General features: G+C 72.0%; 16 protein-coding genes and 4 pseudogenes. 7 read left to right on the top strand and 13 right to left on the bottom strand.

From position 1 onward, the window contains the following. The first annotated feature begins 103 nt into the window (after positions 1–103). A complete protein-coding gene (locus tag QQM39_RS38025; RefSeq protein WP_302002168.1) occupies positions 104–853 on the top strand; it encodes an SDR family oxidoreductase in 750 nt (249 codons plus the stop codon). A gap of 111 nt (positions 854–964) precedes the next feature. Here the strand turns inward: QQM39_RS38025 and QQM39_RS38020 are convergent, their stop codons facing one another. Further along, positions 965–2,563, bottom strand: a complete 1,599-nt coding sequence (locus QQM39_RS38020) for an ROK family protein (protein WP_302002167.1) — start codon at positions 2,561–2,563, stop codon at positions 965–967. Positions 2,564–2,683: 120 nt separating this feature from the next. Between QQM39_RS38020 and QQM39_RS38015 the strand changes: the two genes are divergently transcribed. Beyond that, positions 2,684–3,895, top strand: a complete 1,212-nt coding sequence (locus QQM39_RS38015; RefSeq protein WP_302002166.1) for an MFS transporter — start codon at positions 2,684–2,686, stop codon at positions 3,893–3,895. A 50-nt stretch (positions 3,896–3,945) separates the two neighbouring features. On the opposite strand, the gene QQM39_RS38010 is transcribed toward QQM39_RS38015, so the two are convergent. The 4 genes and pseudogenes from QQM39_RS38010 to QQM39_RS37995 all read right to left on the bottom strand — a co-directional run. Next, the gene (locus QQM39_RS38010) at positions 3,946–5,274 is read right to left on the bottom strand and encodes an MFS transporter (RefSeq protein WP_367669546.1); all 1,329 of its coding nucleotides are present in this window, start codon (positions 5,272–5,274) and stop codon (positions 3,946–3,948) included. 264 nt (positions 5,275–5,538) lie between these two features. Next, positions 5,539–5,775 carry a hypothetical protein gene (locus QQM39_RS38005; protein WP_302003957.1) on the bottom strand — a complete coding sequence of 79 codons (237 nt, stop codon included), beginning with the start codon at positions 5,773–5,775 and terminating at the stop codon, positions 5,539–5,541. Between the two features lie 55 nt (positions 5,776–5,830). Next, a pseudogene (locus QQM39_RS38000) lies at positions 5,831–6,432 on the bottom strand (isochorismatase family protein); the annotation flags it as partial. Between the two features lie 79 nt (positions 6,433–6,511). Beyond that, a pseudogene (locus QQM39_RS37995) lies at positions 6,512–6,879 on the bottom strand (isochorismatase family protein); the annotation flags it as partial. On the opposite strand from QQM39_RS37995, the pseudogene QQM39_RS37990 reads away from it, so the two are divergent. Continuing rightward, positions 6,874–7,383: pseudogene (locus QQM39_RS37990) on the top strand (GlxA family transcriptional regulator); the annotation flags it as partial. The pseudogenes QQM39_RS37995 and QQM39_RS37990 overlap by 6 nt on opposite strands. Here QQM39_RS37990 and QQM39_RS37985 read toward each other — a convergent pair. Next, the gene (locus tag QQM39_RS37985; RefSeq protein ID WP_302003871.1) at positions 7,365–8,513 is read right to left on the bottom strand and encodes a glycoside hydrolase family 6 protein; all 1,149 of its coding nucleotides are present in this window, start codon (positions 8,511–8,513) and stop codon (positions 7,365–7,367) included. The pseudogene QQM39_RS37990 and the gene QQM39_RS37985 overlap by 19 nt on opposite strands. 177 nt (positions 8,514–8,690) lie before the next feature. Here QQM39_RS37985 and QQM39_RS37980 point away from each other — a divergent pair, with 177 nt between their 5' ends. Both QQM39_RS37980 and QQM39_RS37975 read left to right on the top strand, forming a co-directional pair. Then, positions 8,691–9,377 carry a DUF5995 family protein gene (locus tag QQM39_RS37980; protein WP_302002165.1) on the top strand — a complete coding sequence of 229 codons (687 nt, stop codon included), beginning with the start codon at positions 8,691–8,693 and terminating at the stop codon, positions 9,375–9,377. 88 nt (positions 9,378–9,465) lie between these two features. Next, positions 9,466–10,393, top strand: a pseudogene (locus QQM39_RS37975) (LLM class F420-dependent oxidoreductase). Positions 10,394–10,417: 24 nt separating this feature from the next. On the opposite strand, the gene QQM39_RS37970 reads toward QQM39_RS37975, so the two are convergent. Both QQM39_RS37970 and QQM39_RS37965 read right to left on the bottom strand, forming a co-directional pair. Further along, positions 10,418–12,133 carry an NAD(P)/FAD-dependent oxidoreductase gene (locus QQM39_RS37970; protein WP_302002164.1) on the bottom strand — a complete coding sequence of 572 codons (1,716 nt, stop codon included), beginning with the start codon at positions 12,131–12,133 and terminating at the stop codon, positions 10,418–10,420. A gap of 52 nt (positions 12,134–12,185) precedes the next feature. Continuing rightward, positions 12,186–12,974 carry a carbon-nitrogen hydrolase family protein gene (locus tag QQM39_RS37965; protein WP_302002163.1) on the bottom strand — a complete coding sequence of 263 codons (789 nt, stop codon included), beginning with the start codon at positions 12,972–12,974 and terminating at the stop codon, positions 12,186–12,188. A 310-nt stretch (positions 12,975–13,284) separates the two neighbouring features. Between QQM39_RS37965 and QQM39_RS37960 the strand changes: the two genes are divergently transcribed. Further along, positions 13,285–13,830, top strand: coding sequence for a Repetin (locus tag QQM39_RS37960; RefSeq protein ID WP_302002162.1), 546 nt, complete (start codon positions 13,285–13,287; stop codon positions 13,828–13,830). On the opposite strand, the gene QQM39_RS37955 is transcribed toward QQM39_RS37960, so the two are convergent. Next, the gene (locus QQM39_RS37955; RefSeq protein ID WP_302002161.1) at positions 13,799–14,995 is read right to left on the bottom strand and encodes an MFS transporter; all 1,197 of its coding nucleotides are present in this window, start codon (positions 14,993–14,995) and stop codon (positions 13,799–13,801) included. The genes QQM39_RS37960 and QQM39_RS37955 overlap by 32 nt on opposite strands. Before the next feature lie 257 nt (positions 14,996–15,252). On the opposite strand from QQM39_RS37955, the gene QQM39_RS37950 reads away from it, so the two are divergent. Continuing rightward, the gene (locus QQM39_RS37950) at positions 15,253–15,630 is read left to right on the top strand and encodes a hypothetical protein (protein WP_302002160.1); all 378 of its coding nucleotides are present in this window, start codon (positions 15,253–15,255) and stop codon (positions 15,628–15,630) included. Positions 15,631–15,686: 56 nt separating this feature from the next. Here the strand turns inward: QQM39_RS37950 and QQM39_RS37945 are convergent, their stop codons facing one another. The 4 genes from QQM39_RS37945 to QQM39_RS37930 form a co-directional block, all read right to left on the bottom strand. Further along, entirely contained in the window at positions 15,687–16,139 is a 453-nt protein-coding gene (locus QQM39_RS37945; protein ID WP_302002159.1) for an Lrp/AsnC family transcriptional regulator, read from the bottom strand. Positions 16,140–16,149: 10 nt separating this feature from the next. After that, positions 16,150–17,619: an amino acid permease gene (locus QQM39_RS37940; RefSeq protein ID WP_302002158.1), complete on the bottom strand. Its 1,470-nt coding sequence runs from the start codon at positions 17,617–17,619 to the stop codon at positions 16,150–16,152. Positions 17,620–17,852: 233 nt separating this feature from the next. Further along, positions 17,853–18,347: a GNAT family N-acetyltransferase gene (locus QQM39_RS37935; RefSeq protein WP_302002157.1), complete on the bottom strand. Its 495-nt coding sequence runs from the start codon at positions 18,345–18,347 to the stop codon at positions 17,853–17,855. Positions 18,348–18,437: 90 nt separating this feature from the next. After that, positions 18,438–19,880 (bottom strand): GuaB1 family IMP dehydrogenase-related protein, encoded by a 1,443-nt coding sequence (locus QQM39_RS37930; protein WP_302003870.1) that lies wholly within the window; start codon positions 19,878–19,880, stop codon positions 18,438–18,440. Between the last annotated feature and the right edge of the window lie 46 nt (positions 19,881–19,926).

Raw genomic sequence — 19,926 nt, 5'->3', positions numbered from 1 at the left:
AGACCCCTGAGGCCGGCTGTCACATTCCGCACCGGGTATTCGGTCCCAGTTGACGAGGGGCGCTCCACCCGGGAGCGCCCGGCGTCCGAAGGGGCTGAACAGCATGACCACGATCCTGGTGACCGGCGGTACCGGAACGCTCGGCCGGCTCGTCACCGAGCGGCTGCGCGGGGACGGGCACGACGTACGGGTGCTGAGTCGGCACGCCCAGCCGTACGCCGTCGATCTGCGCAAGGGTGGCCCCGGCCTGGACGCGGCGGTGGCGGGCGTGGACACGATCGTGCACTGCGCGACCTCGCCGGGTGGGGGCGACGAAAAGGCGGCGGCGCATCTGATCGCGGCGGCGCGCAGGGCGGGCGTACAGCACCTGGTCTACATCTCGATCGTCGGCATCGACCGGGTGCCTTTCGGCTACTACCGGACCAAGCTCGCCGTGGAGACGCTGATCGAGGAGTCGGGGCTCGGCTGGACCGTGCTGCGGGCGACGCAGTTCCACGACCTCCTGGTCCGGCTGTTCGTGATCCTGTCCAAGCCGCCCGTCATGCTCCTCCCGGCCGGCGTGAAGGACCAGCCCGTAGAGGTGACGGAGGTCGCGGACCGCCTCGCCGAACTGGCCCTCGCGGCTCCGGCGGGGCGGGTCGCCGACATGGGCGGCCCCGAGGTACGGACCCTCGATTCACTGGCCCGCGCCTACCTCAAGGCGACGGGACGGAAGCGGGCCGTGGCGAACGTGCCGCTGTGGGGGAAGGGGTACCGGGGGTTCCGCTCGGGCGGGCATCTGACGCGGGGGCCGGGAGTGGGCAAGGGGACGTTCGAGGAGTACGTGGGGCGGGTTGGGGGGCGGCGGGTCTGACCGGCGCTTCCAGGTACGGCCACGCCTGAACGGAACTCCCCGGGCAAGCCGGCCTGCCCTCCAAGGGCCCGTGCTCGCCGGGCACTTGGAGGGCGGGAGCGGGCGGGCGGGTTACCGGTCCGGCGGTGCGAACAGGTCGTCCTGGGCGGCGTCCCGTGCGGTGAGCAGCGCGCCGCGCAGCACTGCGCCGCCGCCCAGAGCGCTGGGGCGGACCACCGTCACCAACGGCGACATCCGCCGGATCCGCTCCTCCACCCGCCGGGCCAGCACGTCCCCGCCGGCCTGCCCGACCTCTCCGCCGAGGACCACGCAACCGGGGTCGAGGATCGCGACCACAGAGGCGACGCCGATGGCGAGGCGGTCGGCGAGAGCGTCGAGGAAACGGTCGGCGGAGGCCGGGCCGTGAGGATGGTCGGCGGACGCCGGACCGCGAGCCTCGTCGGCGGACGCCGGACCGTCAGCCTCGTCGGCAGGAGCCGCAGCGTGGCGTGGGTCGGCGTACGCCACGGGGGCGGAGGCATGGGACGGCTCGGCGGGCGCGTCGTAGCCCCGGGACGGTTCGGCAGGCGGCGCGGTGGTGGGATGCGGGTCGGCTCGCATCGAGTGGTCCAAGGGGCGCGCTGTGGCGGTGCCGTCCGCGCTGTCGGTCGCCTGCGTCGCCGCTGCCCGCGCGCCGCCGGCGACCGAGGCAGGGGGCGCGATGTCCGAGGGGCTGGTCGGCTCGGCGCGTTCCGAGCCGCCCGAGGCGGGCGTCGGGCTTCCCCGCCCCGCAGGCCGGTGCCCCGCTCCCCCGCCGCCGGCCCCGGCGACCAGCGCCACCGCTTCCCTCACCACCCCCGCCGCCAGTGGCTCGTGCACAGCGGCGCCCTCAAGGCTCAGCCCGTACGCGCCGGCAAGCTCCACCACCGCCGCCGACCCCGCCAGCGAGTGGAATCCGCCCTCGCAGTCCACAGCCGACGGCAGCCCCGCCGTGCCCGGCACCGGCAGGAACCCGATCTCGCCGGTCCCGCCGGAGGCCCCGCGGCGCAGGGCCCCGTCGAGGACCACGGCCGCGCCGGTGCCGTGGCCGAGCCACAGCAGGACGAAGGTGTCCCGGTCCCGGGCCGCTCCGTCGCGCTGTTCCGCGAGAGCGGCGAGGTTGGTCTCGTTCTCGACGTTGACCCGAGCCTCGGGGAACCGTTCCTGGAGCGCCGCCACCAGGCGGCGGTGCCATGCGGGGAGGCCGGTTGAGTCGCGCAGTTCACCGCCGGCCGGGTCGATGAGGCCCGGGGCGCCGATGCCCACCGTATGGAGCCGGTCCGCTCCCGCCTCCTTCACGACCCGCTCCACCAGCGCCACCGCCTGTTCCACGGCAGGCCCGGTCCCCGTGTCACCGCCGATCGGCACCGACGCCTCCGCGAGCACGGCCCCGACCAGGTCGGACACGACCACCGAGACGCCCTCGGTACGGACGTCCAGCGCCGCCAGATGGGCACGGTCGGCGACGATGCCGTACAGCTTGGCGTTCGGCCCGCGCCGCTGTTCCCCCGCCTCGCCGACGACCCCGATCAGGCCGGCGGCGGTGAGGCGTTCGACGAGGTCGGCGACGGTCGGCCGGGACAGGCCGGTCAGCTGCTTCAACTGCCCTGCCGTCAACGGGCCCTCCCGCTGGAGCAGGCGCAGGGCGAGCCGGTCGTTGATGGCCCGGGCGGTGCTCGGGGATGCGGGCATGCCGGGATCCTCCCACGGCTGGTTTATCCGCTATCTATCAGGCAGGGTCCCTGATAGTTTACGGCGGCGACCGCAGGCCCGGGACCGACAGGGGGCCGAGAAGCAGGGAGGGGCCGCAGAATGAGCGCAGTGGTTGACGAGCAGCGCGAGGTGAAGCGCGCCCGGTACGCCGTGGCGGCCGTCTTCGCCGTGCACGGCGCTGTCACGGGCTCGTTCGCGACACGGGTGCCGTGGATCCAGGACCACGCCGGGGTCAGCGCCGGCCAGCTGGGGCTGGCGCTCGCCTTCCCCGCGCTCGGCGCCTCCGTGGCGATGCCGCTGGCGGGCAGTGTCAGCCACCGCTTCGGCGCCCGGAACGCCCTGCGCGGACTGATCGCCCTGTGGACGCTCGCCCTCGTCCTGCCCTCCCTCGCCCCCAACCTGCTGACCCTGTGCCTGGCCCTGTTCACCTTCGGCGCCACGGCGGGTATGGCGGACGTGGCGATGAACGCGCTCGGCGTCGAGGTCGAGAACCGCCTCGACCGGTCGATCATGTCCGGGCTGCACGGCATGTGGAGCGCGGGCGCCCTGATCGGCTCGGCGGCCGGCACGCTCGCGGCGCACCTGGGCACCGACGCCCGGCTGCACCACGCGCTCGCCGCGGCCACCCTCACCTTCCTCGGCGTCCTGGCCTGCCGGTGGGTGCTCGACCTGCAGCCCGCCGAGGACGAGGAGCCGCCGCCCCGGTTCGCGCTGCCGCCCCGCTCGGCGCTGCTGATCGGCGCGGTCGGGTTCTGCGCGGTCTTCGCGGAGGGCGCGAGCCTGGACTGGTCGGCGGTCTATCTGCGGGACCAGCTGGACGCCTCGGCCGGTCTCGCGGCGGCGTGCACCACCGGCTTCACGCTCACGATGGCGCTCGCCCGGATCGCCGGCGACAAGGTGGTGGACCGCTACGGCGCCGTGCGCACGGTCCGGTTCGGCGGCGTCCTCGCCACGCTCGGCGGCCTGCTCATCGTCGTGTCCGACCATCCGGCGGTGGCGATGGCCGGGTTCGCGCTGCTGGGCCTGGGCATCGCGGTGGTCGTCCCGCTGTGCTTCGCGGCGGCGGGCCGCAGCGGCCCCAACCCCAGTCAGGCCATCGCGGGCGTCGCGACGATCACGTACACCTCGGGTCTCGTCGCCCCGGGCGCGATCGGCGGTCTCGCCCAGGCGACCAGTCTGATGGTGTCGTTCTGCGTGGTCACCGTCCTGGCCTCCGGCCTCGCCGTGTTCGCGGGCGTCCTGCGCGCCGGCGACCGCGACCGCCCGAAGGTCAGCCGCCCGGAGGCGGCGGTTCCCGACCCACGCCCCTGAGGGCCGCGACCGCGGCATCGCGAACGAGCTGATACGCGGCCCGTCCGGCTTCAGGCGGGCGGCCGTCCGGCTTCAGGCGGCGGCCCGTGCGGCGCGTCGTGCGAGGCCGGGAGCTCCCGTCCCAGACGTGCGAGCGGGGACAAGGCCATCACCACCGGGGACAGCATCATGCCTGCGGCCGTCACCAGGAGACTGGTGCGCAGCCCCCACTCCTCCGCGAGAAATCCGCCGACCAGAGAACCGAGCGGGGTCGACCCCATGCCGACAAACGTGATCGTCGCGGCGGCCCGGCCCTGCATCCGGTGCGGAGTGACGGCCTGCCGGACGGCCATGACCGTGACATTCACCAACTGGCCGCCGAACCCGAACACGAAGCCGACCGCGAGGAGCGCGGGAACCGTCACCGCGGAGGAGCCGTGCAGCGCGGGCACACACAGGAACGCGCCGTCGCCGAGTGCCGCCGCGCACACGAGCACCGCGCCATGACCGAACCGGCTCGGCAGACGGGCGGCCAGCAGTGAGCCCAGGAGCGCGCCCGGTCCCGCCGCCGCGAGCGCCAGCCCTACGACGGTGCCCGACAGGTGCAGTTCCCGCGGCAGGAAGAGCAGGTAGACGGTCATCGTGGCCGCGAAGGAGAACTGGAAGGCGGCCGAGGCGAGGCACACGGTCCGAAGCGCGGTGTCGCAGGCGACGAAACGCAGGCCCTCATGAATCCGCCGCCAGACCCGAGGGGGGTGTTCCGGGCGCTCCGGGAGCGATTCGGCTCGGCGGATCCGCCGGATCGACAGGAACGACAGCGCGAAGAACAGCGCGCTGGAGGCGGCAGCGATCGGCGCCGACAGCAGGGACACCAACGCGCCGCCGAGGGCGGGGCCGCCGATCTGGGCCGCGGACCGGCTGCCCTCGAGTGCGCTGTTGCCTCGCACCAGTTGGTCGCGTCGCACCAGTCGTACGAGAGACGCCTGGTATGCCACGTCGAAGAACACGGACAGGGCCCCGACGGCGAAGGCGAGCGCGAGCAGGCCGGGCAGGCCGAGCCAGCCGAGGAGGCCGGCCATGGCTGCGGCACCCAGGGCCAGGGCGCGACCGGCGTCCGTGAGCACCATCGTCGTGCGGGTCCGCCACCTGTCCACCCACGCGCCGGCGAAGAGCGACAGCAACAGGATCGGCGCCTGCCCCACCGCGCGAAGGGCACCCAGCTGGCCGGCACTGGCGTCGAGCGTCAGGACGGCGAGAAGCGGCAGAACCACGAGACTTGCGTGTTCACCGAGTTGGGAGGCTGTCTGCCCCCACCAGAGACTGCGGAAGTCGGCGTCGCGCCACAGGCTCGGCGGAACAGGCCGATCGGAACCGGATACAGCGGAGGAAGCGGACGGCACGGGGATCCCTCGGGTTGCCGACAACGAGGCCCGTCACCGGCGCACCACAGGTGCACCGGCAGATCAGGGCAGGGAGAGGCTCGCTGTGCCGCAACATCAAGGGCAGCACGCGATGACAGGCCGGTCAGGGCCTACAACGTCAACGCGCGCTCGGGAAACCGACCATGTCTCAGCTCCTCGTGGATGACTCGTCGCGCCCGGACCCTAGCCGTCGGCGGCCCGGCGCGATAGGTGGCATCACGTCACCTTCGACGCCTGGCTCGGCTACAGCCGGACGAGCTGACCGTCAGCGCGCGAAGCCGTGCGCTTCGCCGGGTTGTCCTCGCCGTCGCCAGGGCGTACGTGGCCGGGGCGGGCGGCGAGGAGTCCTGCGATCGCCTCCGGTACCACCAGAGCGATCAGGGCGGTGAGCGGCACCTGCCAGCCGCCGGTGGCGTTGTGGAGTACCCCCATGGCCAGCGGGCCGAGGCCGGCCAGCAGGTAGCCGACGGTCTGCGCCATCCCCGAGAGCTCGGCGGCGGCCCGCGGGCCGTCCGTGCGCAGCCCGAGCAGCGTAAACGACGACGCCGTACAGGTCGGCGATCGTCGCCAGCGCGCTCTGGTGGATCTGCTCGGCGGACAGTCCGCCCCCGACCGACGGCAGCGGCCGGGTGGCGCAGGCGTCCGCGACCACGGTGGGCTTGTTCCCGCGAAGGAACGCACCCTCGGCGGTGAACGTCACGCACATGTGCGTCATGAACCCGGCGATGACCAGGTTCTCGTTCCCCGCCTCGTCGACCTGCCGAGGTCGGTGTTCACGAAGGCGTCGGGGGCCTTCTTCACCACGGTCCGCTCGCCCTTCGCGGGCTTGACCCGGTCGTGGATCTCGCCGATCGGCCGACGGATGTCGTACGGGGTGTTCTCCCCGCCGTCATTGACGATGTGGATGACCTTCCCGCCCGCCTCGCGGGCCGCGCTCAGCAGCTCGGCCGCGGCGTCCAGGGCCGCCTGCCAGCGGGTCAGTTCCATGACACCCCGGGTGTAGGTGTTCTGGTAGTCGACCATGATCAAAGTGGCGGAGGCGAGCGAAGCCGGCTTGTCGGCCAGGCCGTTGAGCTTGCGCAGCGTCGTCGTGCCCGACGTGTCCGCGTCCGCCGCCTGCGCGGGGCTGTCGCCCAGCCGGGTGGCGCCGAACACCCCGGCGCCGCCGACGACGGCCGCACCGCCGACCTTCAGGAACCCGCGGCGGGACGCCATGTCAGGCCAGCTCTTCGCCGGAGGCGACGACCACGCCGTACGCGTCGGCGATGGCCGCCAGCGCACTGCGGTGCAGCTCGTCGGCGAACACGTCCACGATCGACCGGGTGGCGCACGCGTCCGCCGGCACGGTGGGCTTGTTGCCGCGCAGGCCGCCGACGCCGACGTGTACGCGATGCACATGTGGGTCATGAACCCGGCGACGATCACGGTCTCGTCCACGAGCTTGCCGAGTTCGGTGCCGTGGAAGGCGTCCGGGGCCTGCTTGACGACCACGGACTCGCCGTCGATCGGCGCCACATCGGGGTGGATCGCGCCGATCTCCGCGCGGATGTCGTAGGGCGAACCCTCGCCGCCGTCGTGCTGGACCTGTCCCTCGCGCTGGTCGCGGAGGACTTCGGCGAGGCGGTCGCGCTGCGCGTCGCCCGCCAGCTCGTGATGTACCTGAAGCGACCCGGCGGGCAGTCGCAGTTCAGCGTGCCGTTGGAGCAGGTGTCCACGACGCGCCGCATCGAAGACCTCCGGCACCACATCCTGAACAACATCGACCGGCGCCTGACCGTCCCGGACCTGGCCGCGTACGCGCATGTCAGCGACCGGCAGCTCACCCGGATCTTCAAGACCGAACTCGGCACGACGCCGCACGCCTACATCGAGTCGGCCCGGGTCGAGATGGCCGGCAACCTGCTGGAGACCACCGACGACACACTCGAACGGGTCGCCTCCCGCTGCGGGTTCGGCACCGTCGACACCCTGATCCGGGCATTCCGCCGCCGCCTCGCCACGACGCCGAGCGAGTACCGGGCCCGGTTCCGCGCCACCCCGGTCCGGCACACGACGCAGAGCGCGTTCTCTCAGCGCGCCAAGTCATAGGCGTACGACGCCGTGAAGGTCCCCGGCCTCCCCTTGCACCCGTCCGACTCCCCCGGCAGCTTCACCCACAGGTAGGCGTCGATCCGCGCCTCGCCGGTGCTGAGCGTCGGCGCCCGGCCCAGCCTGCGGCCCGCCGGATCGCACCACTCGCCGTCGGCCGGAGCCCCGGCGCCGTTGCGGCTGGTGTCGATGACGGCGCCCAGGCTCGCCGGGCCGCCGAGGGCGTCGAGGACCTGTCGGTCGTAGGCGATCTCGTCGCTCGTGGCGTGGAAGTTGGAGACGTTGCTGAAGATGCCGTCGGAGGAGGCGGCCGAGGCGGCGCCGGCCTGCTTCAGCCGCTCCGCCTGCTTCGCGGGCGTGTTCCAGCCGGAGTGCCCGGCGTCGTAGTACACGCGTGCCTTCGGGTTCGCGGCCTTGAAGGCGCGGCCCGCGCGGGCCAACGAGGCGAAGCGGTCGGCGCGTTCCCCGGCGGACAGGCACTCGGACTGGGCGATGGAGTCGGGCTCCAGGATCACGATGACGTCGCCGGAGCCCAGCCCCGCGGCGAACCTGTCGATCCAGGCGTCGTACGCGTCGAGGTCGGGCGCCCCGCCCTCGGAGTACCCGCCGCAGTCACGGTCCGGTATCGCGTACGGCACGACCACCGGCACCCGCCCCAGCGCCGCCCCGCCCGAAGTGACCGCGCGGACCCGGGCGGTGACGGTGTCCGGCGTGAAGTCGGCGAACCACACGGCGGCCGGCTGGGCGGCGATCCGGGACTCTATGACGGCGTGGCGCGGGTCGCCCGCGTTGTCGCGGACCCACTCCAGGACCTGGGAGTCGGGATGGCGGTAGAGGCGGGCGGACACCACGGCCGGCTGCTGCTTTCGCTCGGTCCTGGTCGGCGAGGGCATGGGGCTCGCGGGGCTCGCGGGGCTCGCCTGCTTCTTCGGAGTCGGTGAAGTGGCCATCGGCGAAGGGGACTTCGTGACCGACGGGTAGGCCGAGTGCACGGGCGGCAGGGACTGAAAGCTCGGTGAGCGCGTCGTCTCGGCCGGCCTGGCCTCGTCGGAGCGCCCCCTGTCGTCGAGCGCGGAGATCATGCCGGTCGCGGTACCGACGGCCACCACGACAGACGCCGCCACGGCCATGGCATGGCGCCGGGCCGCCCTCCTGCGCTCGGACCTGCGTGCGGCCAGTCGCTGGGCACGTAAGCCTGGCACGGTCCTGCTCCCCCTCCCCCCAACAGCGAGCGCGCGTTCCCCCGTTCTGGGGAAGCGCCGGGCCCGCCGACACTCCCGCCAGCCTAAAGCTGGGACTCTGCCCCCATGGCGCAATGCGAACAATTCACCACACCTGTGGACGCGGTCATCTCCCGTATGCGCGCCCTCGACGCGGCCCTGCCCGAAGCCGACGGAATCGCGGTCTTCAACCGCGTCTACCTCACCGTCACGGAGGCGTTCGACCGGCACATCGACGGCGGCCGGTTCACGGACGCGCGGGCCGCGATCACGCTGGACGTGCGGTTCGCGGAGCGGTTTCTCGCAGCGGTGGAGGCGGCCGAGGACGAGCAGCGCCCACCGGCCTGCTGGCGGCCCCTGTTCCAGATGCGCCGCCATCCCGGCGTACGACCGCTGCAGTTCGCGCTCGCGGGCATCAATGCGCACATCGGGCACGACCTGGCGCTCGCCGTGGTGGACGCCTGTCGTAGCCTCGACTGCGAACCCGCCGAGCTGGAGGACGAGTTCGACCGCGTGGGTGATCTCCTCGTCTCGCTGGAGGAGCACATCCGCGAAGATCTGATGCCGGGTCCCGACCTGCTTCAGATCGCCGACCCGCTCACCCATCTGCTCGGCTCCTGGAGCCTGGAGCGGGCCCGGGACGCCACCTGGTCGGCGGCCCGTGCCCTGTGGGCGCTGCGCCGACTGCCGGACGTCGCCGAGGAGTTCACCGAGCGGCTGGACGGGGCGGTGGGGTTCGCGGGACGCATGCTGCTCACGCCACTGCCGGTCTGATCCGGCCACTCCTGCGCCGAGGCCCCTCAACCACTAGATGAACGTTGTACGTTCGACATGACTGGACCTCTTGCAAAGGAGCACAGGCATGGCGACTCGGCTCGGACTCGCACTCCCCCAGAACAGGCAGTACGACCTCGGCAGGGACGTCCCGGACGTGGCACGCGCCGCCGAGGCGGTCGGCTACGAGAGCCTGTGGGTCTACGAGCGGGCCCTGTTCCCCGAGCCCGCCACCCAGGGCCTGTACGGCATCGAGGGCCTGCCCTGGCCGGACGACTACCGCGGGGTCGCCCCCGCTGGTCACGCTCACGCTGGCGGCCGCGGCGACCGAGCGGGCCCGGCTCGGCACCAGCGTGCTGGTGGCCCCGCTGCACGTGCCCTTCCAGCTCGCCAAGTCGCTCGCCACCCTGGACGCGGCGAGCGGCGGCCGCCTCGTCGCGGGCCTCGGCACCGGCTGGTCGCACGACGAGTACGCGGCCGCCTCCGTCCGTCCCTTCGAGGAGCGCGGCCAGGTCCTGGACGAGGTGCTCGAGGTCTGCCGCGCGGTGTGGGGCCCGGACCCGGTGTCGTACGACGGCCGGATCACGAAGATCGCCCCCTCCGTGGTCGGCCCCAAGCCCGCCCGGCCCATCCCGATCCTGCTTGCCGCCGCCACCCCCAAGGCGCGCCGCCGGCTCGTGGACCACGCCGACGGGTGGATGCCCGTCGCCCTGAGCGCCGAGTCGCTGGCCGAGCAGTGGCAGGAGCTGCGGGAGCTGGCCGCCGAGCGGGGTCGCACGGAACCGATCCAGACGGTCGTGCGCACCAACGCGCGCTATTCCGCCAAGGGATACGAGGGCTCCGACCGCCCGCCCTTCCACGGCAGTGTCGACCAGATCGTGGAGGACCTGGCCGCGTACGCCGAGGTCGGCCTGGACGAGATCTTCGTCGACCTCCAGAGCACCGTGCGCGACGCCCAGGAGCTCAAGGACGTCGCCGCGGAGGTGTACGAGAAGGCGCGGGCCGCCGGGATCTGATCCTCTTCGCTACGGGCTACGCGCTCAGTCCTCGGGCAGCTCGACCGGCGCGATCTCGTCGTACACGTCGCCCGGCCCCGGGTTGCCCGGGTCGGTGGCCCCGCCGAAGTGGTGCATGACGCCCCAGACCGCGTTCAGCGCGGTCTGGATCGCGCCCTCGGCCCAGCCGGCCGTCCAGGAGATGTCGTCACCGGCGAGGAAGATGCCCCGCTTGTCCTCGGCCAGCCGGTCCTGCATGAAGTGCGTGAACAGGCGCCGCTGGTAGCGGTAGTGGCCCGGCAGGTTGGCCTTGAACGCGCCCATGAAGTAGGGCTCGTTCTCCCACGACACCGTCACCGGGTTGCCGATGATGTGCTTGCGGATGTCGACCTTCGGGTAGATCTCGCCGAGCGACTTCAGCATGACCTCCATCCGCTCGTTCGCGGACAGCGGCAGCCACTTCAGGCTGTCGTCGCACCAGGTGTACGACAGGCAGATGACGGCCGGCTTGTCCGGACCGTCGTCCAGCAGGTAGGTCCCGCGGGTCATGCGGTCGGTGAGCGTCATCGACATGACGTCCCGGCCGGTCGGATTTCCCCTGTCGTCGACGGCCTTGTCGAGCCAGAAGGGCCGGTCGACCGGCACGAAGAGCTTGGAGCTCTCCATGTAGTGGGTGCGCTCGATGGCGGTCCAGTGGTCGATCGGGAAGAGCGAGTCGTCGCAGGCGATCTTCGACAGCAGCATCCAGGACTGGGCGGTGAAGACGGCCGCCTGGTAGGTACGGATGTCGCCGTTCGCGTCGGTCACGGTGATGCGGTTGCCCGCGGTGCGGTGCAGCCGGGTCACGGCCGGGCGGGGCGCGCCGTTCTCGTGCAGGCTCGCCAGCGAGGTGCCGTAGGTCCAGTGGACGATCTTCTCCGGCTCGCGCTCCCACAGGCGCAGCGGCAGCTGCTGGGAGCCGCCGACGATGCCGCGGTGGTGGTCGTCGGCCTCGGTGTAGACGACGCGCAGGATCTCCAGGATGGAGTTGGGGAAGTCGGTGTCCCAGCCGCCGGTGCCGAAGCCGACCTGGCCGAAGATCTCGCGGTGCCGGAAGGACTTGAAGGCCTCGGAGTCGCAGAGGAAGCCGTAGAAGGTCTGGTTGTCGAGCTTCTCGACGAGCTTCGCCCAGATCTCACGGATGCGCGGCACGTCCCGCTCGCGCATCGCCCGGTTCATGTCGGAGAAGTCGGCGCCCTCTTCGAGGCACTTGTTCCAGGCCTCGGCGACGTCCCGGTAGACCTGCGGGAGGTCCTCGATCGTCTCGGCGTAGTGCGACTCGCCCTTGAGGTCGACGACCGTCGAAGGGGTCGACTCGGCAAGGGGGTTGGGGAAGGGCCGGGTCTCCAGGCCCACCAGGTCGATGTAGTGCTGGAGCGCCGTGGAGGACGGCGGGAACCGCATCGCGCCCATCTCGGCGGTCAGGCCCTCGGTGCCCGGGCCGTCGAAGCCCACGGTCCGCAGCCGCCCGCCGATCTGGTCGGCCTCGTACACGACCGGCTTGAGGCCCATCTTCATCAGCTCGTACGCGGCCACGATGCCGGAGAGCCCGCCGCCGATGACCGCGACCTCGGTGCCGTGCTCGGTCGCGGGTATCTGGCCGAGCCCCGCCGGGTGGGCGAGGAAGTCGTCGTACGCGTACGGGAAGTCCGGGCCGAACATGGTGATCGGCGGCTGCTGCTCGTCGGCGTGCTGGACGGCGTTGGGCACCGTGGACGTCATGGGGTGCGGACTCCTTGCACAAACAGGGACTGCGGGAGGAGGGGATCGAGGCTCAGATCAGGGAGCCGTAGAGACCGGGGCGGCGGTCCCTCAGATACGGGTTCGCCTCGCGGGAGGCGGCGAGGAAGACGGGGTCGACGTCGGCGAGCACGAGCTCCTCACCGCGGCCGGCGCGGGTGCGCGCGACGCCGTCGGGGCCGGCGAGGGTGGAGAGGCCGACGAACTCGAACTCCCCTTCCTGGCCGACCCGGTTGACGTAGGCGACGTACATCTGGTTCTCGAAGGCCCGCACCGGGATCATCGACTCGGCGACGAACTGGAACGGGTGCATCTGCGCCGTCGGCACGACCAGGAGGTCGGTGCCGGCGAGGGCGTGGGCGCGGACGTTCTCCGGGAACTCGACGTCGTAGCAGATCAGGATGCCGACGCGGAGGCCGTCGAGCTCGGCCTGGACGACCGGCTGGTCCCCCGGCGTGAAGTGGTCGCGCTCGAAGCAGCCGAAGAGGTGGGTCTTGCGGTGGTTCGCGAGCCGGGTGCCGTCGGCGGAGATCAGCTGGGCGGAGTTGAAGACGGCGTCGCCGGCCCGCTCGGGGTAGCCGTAGGCGATCGCCAGGCCGTGCCGTGTCGCGGTCTCGGCGATCGCGTCCGCGCAGTCGCCGTCGGCCGGTTCGGCGAGGCGGGCGATGTCGTCGCCGATCGCGTACCCGGTCAGGAACATCTCCGGCGCGACCAGCAGCCCGGCGCCCGCGGCGGCGGCACGGCCCGCGGCGTCGTCGAGCACCTTGAGGTTCTCGACGGTCGAGCCGGGTCGGCCGGAGCTCTGGAGCAGGGCGGTGCGCATGCGTGTTCCTCACCGGGCGGAAGGGGGGGCAGGAGGGCCGTGTAGGGGCCATGTAGACGGTACGGGCGGCTGAGCAGGGCGGACAAGAAGGAGCCGTTGCGCGCCGGTGAGCGGTTTGTTGCGTGCGCCAAGGCGTCGACGGCGATTCGTTGCGCGCCCTCCGTCGTAGCCCCGGTCCTCCTCGAGGCGCACGCCCGACCGGCCTCCCCCGCCGGACGGCCGAGGCGAGGTCCCGTCCCCGGCGCGATGTGGTGCGGGCGCGGCGCCGGGAGAGTGGGGACTGTCCACTTGACCTGCGGAAAGGACCGCCATGAAGCGCCGTACGAAGATCGTCGTGCTCGGCTCCGCACTGCTGCGCACCGCCGGAGCGGCCACCGCCGCGACCGCCACCACCACCGCATCGGACGCGTCGGCGCAGCGAGAGGCCGCCGCGCTCACCGGCACCGCCAAGCTCTACCGCTCGGCCGGGGACGACATCACGTTCTCGTTCGACGCGCACCTCGCCGGCGCGGACCAGGCCGACCCGATGAAGGCGACCGGCACCTTCGAGTGGAGCCACTACCTGAACGGCGAGGGCGCCTGGGCGAAGGCGAAGGTCGACTGCCTCGTCACCGGGGGCAAGGTGGCCGTCGTCTCCGGCGTGGTCACCGACACGGACCTGCCGGGCGAGAAGGGCAAGCGGGTGGGCATCACGGTGCACGACCTCGGCCGCCACGACCGGCTCGGCTACAGCTGGGCGACGACCGAGGACCTGGGCCCGAAGGACCTGCCCAAGTGCGTGAGCTCGGCGCCCTTCGAGAAGGTCAGGCAGGGCACCGGCGATTTCACGGTCGTGCCGTGGCAGCCCGATTTCTAGCCAGGGCCAACGCCGTCACCAGGTAGGGAACCGCGAGTACCGCGAACACCGTGCTGTGCGCCGCCCTTGTACCGAGCAGCGCGTACACGCCGAACGTGGCGACCGTGGCCAGTTCGGTGCCCAGACTCGCCACCGAGGTGAGGGTGGCCCGGCGGGACTCGTCGATCCGGTGCTGGAGACGGACGTCGGCCAGCACCTCCGCCAGCTGGAACCCGCCGAAGGCGAGGCCGACGAGGGCGATGCCGGCCACTGTGCCGGCCGCGGCTCCCACGGCCAGGGCGAGCGCGGCGCCCGCCAGCAGCGCCGCGAGCCCTCTCGTGCCGAGGCGTTCGGCCGGCCCGGTCAGCAGGCTTCCGGCGGTGACGCCCGCCCAGATCAGCAGGATCAGCCAGGGGACGGTCGCCTCGGCGACGCCGATGTCCCGGACCAGCAGCGGGGTGTACTCGTCGAGCGCCCCCCACACGGCCGCGACGGCGGGGATCAGCAGCAGCGCACCGCGCACGGAACGGTCCCTGCGGATCTCGGCGAGTCCGGTCCGCAAAGTCGTCGCCCAGCTGTCGCCCCCGGTCTCCGGCGGCACCCGGTGCTCCGGGAACCGGGTCGCCGTCGCGGCGGTCAGCAGACAGGCCAGGACGCTCGCCGCGCCGACGGCCGCATAGCCGCCCAGGGCGAAGGCGGGCCCCGCAAGGCCGACGGAGGCCATCGTGCCCACCAGTCGCGCGGCCCTGGCCCGGCCCGTGACCCGCGCATACCGGTCGGCGGCACCCAGCCGGTCCAGCTCGTCGTACACCAGCGCCTCCAGCGCACCGGAGCCGAGCGCTCCGCCGGCGCCCCACAGGACGAAGCCGAGCGCGAAGGCCCCGTACGACGGCACCAGCACCCACAGCCCGAAGCCGACGGCCGTGAGCAGCGGGCCGAGCCACAGCAACAGCCGCCGCGAGACGGCGTCGGCCCAGGCGCCGGAGGGGACCTCCAGCAGGACGGCGGTGATCGACCACAGGGCGAACAGGGAGGAGATCTGCCAGAGCGACAGGCCGGTGTCGGCGAACAGCAGCGCGTACACCGGGTAGAGCAGGACGAAGTCGTCGAGGAACGAGTAGCCGTACAGCGTGGCCGTGAGCCGCCGGGCACCGGTGGCGGGCACACGCGCAGGTGAGAGTGTCATGAGGCCTTCCCGAAGGGACTGTTCGGACACCGGGGGTACGGCGTCCGAGGCGGCCCTCGGGAGGCACGGCTGGTGGATCAATGTCGCCAGGTCATGGCATCGATGGTAGGCGGGCGGGGCGCGCGAGCGCAGCGGGAATGCGGTGCCGGGTGCCCTTCCCCAGGAGGAGGCGGGCGCCGGACACCTCCGCCGCGCGGCGACGGACGTCGGCCCGCGGGAGGACGCCGGTGCGCGAGGCGGCGCGCGAGACTGCCGGCATGGACGCCACCGAGATCCACGACCTGCCGTTCGTCGACGCGCACACGTCGGTCGTCGCCGCGGCGCCGGACGCCGTCTGGCAGGCCATCGCCGACACCGTGGACCACCCCTTGTTCCACGTCGTCACCGCGGTCCCGGGGAAGGAGCTGGCGCTCGCCGGAAGCCATCGCTTCTCGACGTACGCCTTGGTCTTCCGCTTGGAGGAGGCTGCCACGGGGCACACCCGGGTGCGTGCCGAGAGCAGGGCCACGTTCCCGGGCCCGGCCGGCCGCCTCTACCGGCTCCTCGTGATCGGGACCCGCGGGCACAAGGTGGCCGTACGGCGCATGCTGAGGACGGTGCGCAAACGCGCCCTTCAGGGGCGCGGGGCTGTATAGATGTGCGGCTCCGCCGCGTGGGCGCGACAAGCCCCCACCGCCCCGCGGAAAAGACACTACGCAGGTGACCCCGAAGAGAACCGCCGCAGCAACGGCGACAACACCAACACCGACTTGGTCCGCTCCACGAACGGCTCCCCCGCGATCCGCTCCAGCACCCGCTCGAAGTGCCGCATGTCGGAGGCGAAGACCTGCACGACCGCATCCGCCTCACCGGTGACGGTGGACGCGGCCACGACCTCCTGATACCGCTCCAGCCCCCGCTGGATCGTCTCCGGCGAGGTGTTGCGCCGGCAGTAGATCTCGACGAACCCCTCGGTCTCCCAGCCGAGCGCCGCCGGATCCACCCGGACGGTGAACCCGGTGATGGCTCCGGTGGCGCGCAGCCGGTCCACGCGCCGCTTCACGGCGGGCGCGGACAGGCCGACGAGCTGCCCGATGTCCGCGTAGGAGCGGCGGGCGTCCTCGGCGAGGGCGTGCACGATGCGTTCGTCGAGATCGTTCAGCACTGCGGGTGGTTCACTTCACTTCTGGTGTTGCAAGACGGGAACGGCGATAGCCGTACAGGAAGTAGAACACGAGACCCGCGGCCATCCAGCACCCGAAGACGACCCAGGTCACGGTGTCCAGGCTGAACATGTTGTACGCGCAGAACAGGAACCCCAGCACCGGCAGCACCGGCCCGAACGGCACCCTGAACGTGCGCTCGAGCTCCGGCCGCCGGTAACGCAGCACGATCACCGCGATGTTGACCAGGCCGAAGGCGAACAGCGTGCCGATGCTGGTGGCGTCGACGAGCTTGCCCAGCGGTATGAGTGCGGCGAGCGCACCGCAGAACAGGGACACGATGACCGTGTTGAGGCGGGGTGCGCCCGTCTTGTGGTGGACCTTGCCGAGCGCCTTGGGCACCAGGCCGTCGCGGGACATCGCGAAGAGGATGCGGGTCTGGCCGTAGAGCACGGTCAGGACCACGCTCGCGATGGAGATGACCGCGCCGAGGGCGAGCAGCGTGCCCCAGAAGGACTGGCCGCTGACGTCGTTCATGATCGCGGCGAGGGAGGCTTCCGAACCCTCGAACTTGGTCCAGTTCCAGGCGCCGACGGCGACGCCCGCGACGAGCACGTACAGCGCGGTGACGATGATCAGCGACAGCATGATCGCGCGCGGCAGGTCCCGCTTGGGGTCCTTGGCCTCCTCACCGGCGGTGGAGGCGGCGTCGAAGCCGATGTAGGAGAAGAAGAGCGTGGCACCGGCGGCGCTCACGCCCGCCATGCCGAGCGGCATGAAGTCGGCGTAGTTGCCGGACTTGAAGCCCATGAAGCCGACCGCGCAGAACAGCACCAGCGCGGCGATCTTGACGGCGACCATGATCGTGTTGGCGCGGGCGGACTCGCGGACGCCGCCGAGCAGGAACACCATCGCCAGCAGCACGACGATCAGCGCGGGCAGGTTGATGATCCCGCCCTCGCCGGGCGCCGAGGACAGCACGGCCGGGATGGTGACCCCGATCGTCCCGTCGAGAAGCTCGTTGAGGTACTCGCCCCAGCCGACGGCGACGGCGGCCACCGACACGCCGTACTCCAGCACCAGGCACCAGCCGCAGACCCAGGCGACCAGCTCGCCCATCGTTGCGTATGCGTATGAGTACGAGGAGCCCGCGACCGGGATGCTGCCCGCCAGCTCGGCGTACGACAGGGCCGAGAACAGCGCCGTCAGACCGGCGATCACGAAGGCCAGGGTGACCGCGGGACCGGCCTCGGGGACGGCGTCGCCGAGGACGACGAAGATGCCGGTGCCGAGGGTGGCACCGATGCTGATCATGGTGAGCTGCCACAGCCCCAGGGAGCGCCGCAGGGACCCTCCCTCACCCTGACCACCCTCTGCGACCAGGTGTTCCACGGGCTTGCGACGCATCAGGCGCGCGCCGACACCCGGGGACGGTGGGCCTGACTGGGGGCGGTTCTGCGGGGGTGCGCCTTGATCGAGCACGCGCTGACTCCTTCGTCGCTGCCTCTCAGGGCGGCGGGGACCGGCGGCACCCTGCGACAGCAGGAACCCACCGAGCGGGGTCCCTGCCACGCCACGTACGAGGCGACAGCCTATGAGGAGCGGCGTTGCCGTTGTAATGCAGCAACCTTGCGCATGCCCGCAAGATCATTGCGTTCCTGGGGGTTGGGTGGGTGTTCGTTGCGCGATGGCTTTCGACCGTTGCGCGAGGGCTCTCAGAGGGCCTTCACCAGGAACACGCAGGCGTCGGCCTGCTCATGCTGTACACCGTGGTCGTCGAGGTGGGCCCAGCGGTCGACGTAGGCCACCGTGGGCAGGTACCCGAGCCGTGCGTAGAGCGCCGCCGCGCGCGGGTTGTCGTCGCCGACGCCGAGGCCCATGACGCCGACGCCGCGCTCCCGCGCCAGCCGCTCGGCAGCGCTCACCACAGCGGTGCCGATGCCCTGGGAGCGGAGCGACTCGGGCCAGGCGAAGAGGCCGTTGATCTCCGGGCAGCCCGGCTGCGCGGCCCGCACCTCCGGCGCCGCGCACCCGGTCCAGCGCACCTGCGCGTGGCCCACGGGCCTGCCGTCCAGCCACGGGATCAGATAAGTGCTGCCCCCGGCCTCCTGCCGTGCGAAGCGGGCAGCATGGTTGCCGTCGACGCTGCGCGACGGCATGACGCGATCCAGCACCTCGATGTCCTCGGCCCGGCAGGCGGCGATCTCCATGCACCGACCCTAGGGCCCGGGCATACGAAACGGCCCCCGATTTTCCCGGCGGACAGGTCAACGGGGGCCGTACGAAAGGGCGTTGGGGCATCAGCTCCAGCTGGCGTGCAGCGGCTTGCCCTCCGCGTAGCCGGCGGCGCTCTGGATGCCGACGACGGCCTTCTCGGCGAACTCCTCCAGGGAGCCCGCACCGGCGTACGTGCAGGACGACCGCACGCCCGCGATGATCGAGTCGATCAGGTCCTCCACGCCCGGCCGGTCCGGGTCGAGGAACATGCGGGAGGTGGAGATGCCCTCCTCGAACAGGGCCTTGCGGGCACGGTCGTACGCCGACTCCTCCGACGTGCGGTTGGCCACGGCCCGCGCGGACGCCATGCCGAACGACTCCTTGTACAGCCGCCCGCTGGAGTCCTGCTGGAGGTCGCCCGGCGACTCGTAGGTGCCCGCGAACCACGAACCGACCATCACGTTGGACGCACCGGCCGCGAGCGCCATGGCGACATCGCGCGGGTGCCGGACACCACCGTCGGCCCACACGTGCTTGCCGTACTTCTTCGCCTCGGCGGCGCACTCCAGCACGGCCGAGAACTGCGGCCGGCCGACGCCGGTCATCATGCGGGTGGTGCACATCGCGCCCGGACCGACACCGACCTTGATGATGTCGGCACCGGCCTCGACGAGGTCCCGGACACCTTCCGCGGCGACGATGTTGCCCGCGACGATGGGCACCTGCGGGTCGAGTGCCCGCACGGTCCTGATCGCGGCGATCATCGACTCCTGGTGGCCGTGCGCCGTGTCGATGACGAGGGTGTCGACGCCCGCGTCGAGCAGCTGCTTGGCCTTGCCCGCCACATCGCCGTTGATGCCGACGGCGGCCGCTATGCGCAGCTTGCCGTTCGCGTCGACGGCCGGCGAGTACAGCGTGGCGCGCAGGGCTCCCTTGCGGGTCAGGATGCCCGCGAGGCGGCCGTCGGAGTCGACGGCGGGGGCGTAGCGCCGGTTGTGGTGGTCGAGGGTGTTGAAGGCCTCGCGCGGGTCCTGGTCGGCGTCGAGAAGCAGCAGGTCCCGGGACATGACCACTTCGAGCTGGGTGAACCGGTCCACGCCGGACAGGTCGGAGTCGGTGACCACACCGATCGGCTTGAAGTCCTCGTCGACGACCACACCGGCGTTGTGCGCGCGCTTGGGCAGCAGGGCCAGCGCGTCGGCGACGGTCTGGTGCGGGGCCAGCACGATCGGGGTGTCGAGGACGTGGTGGCGGCTCTTCACCCAGGAGACGACCTCGGTGACGACGTCGATCGGGATGTCCTGCGGGATGACCACCAGGCCACCGCGCCGGGCCATCGTCTCGGCCATACGGCGGCCGGCGATGGCGGTCATGTTGGCGACGACCAGCGGGATCGTGGTGCCCGTGCCGTCCGGGGAGCTGAGGTCCACGCCCTGCCGCGAGCCGACCGCGCTGCGGCTCGGGACCATGAAGACGTCGTCGTACGTCAGGTCGTACGCGGGCTGGATGTCGTTGAGGAAACGCACGTGCTGCACATCCCAGTCGATCAGAGGTGGCCCCCGGACAGGTCAG

The sequence above is a fragment of the Streptomyces sp. DT2A-34 genome (assembly GCF_030499515.1).
In the GTDB taxonomy this organism is placed as follows: Bacteria; Actinomycetota; Actinomycetes; order Streptomycetales; family Streptomycetaceae; genus Streptomyces.
This window is presented reverse-complemented; position numbering and strand designations above follow the sequence as displayed.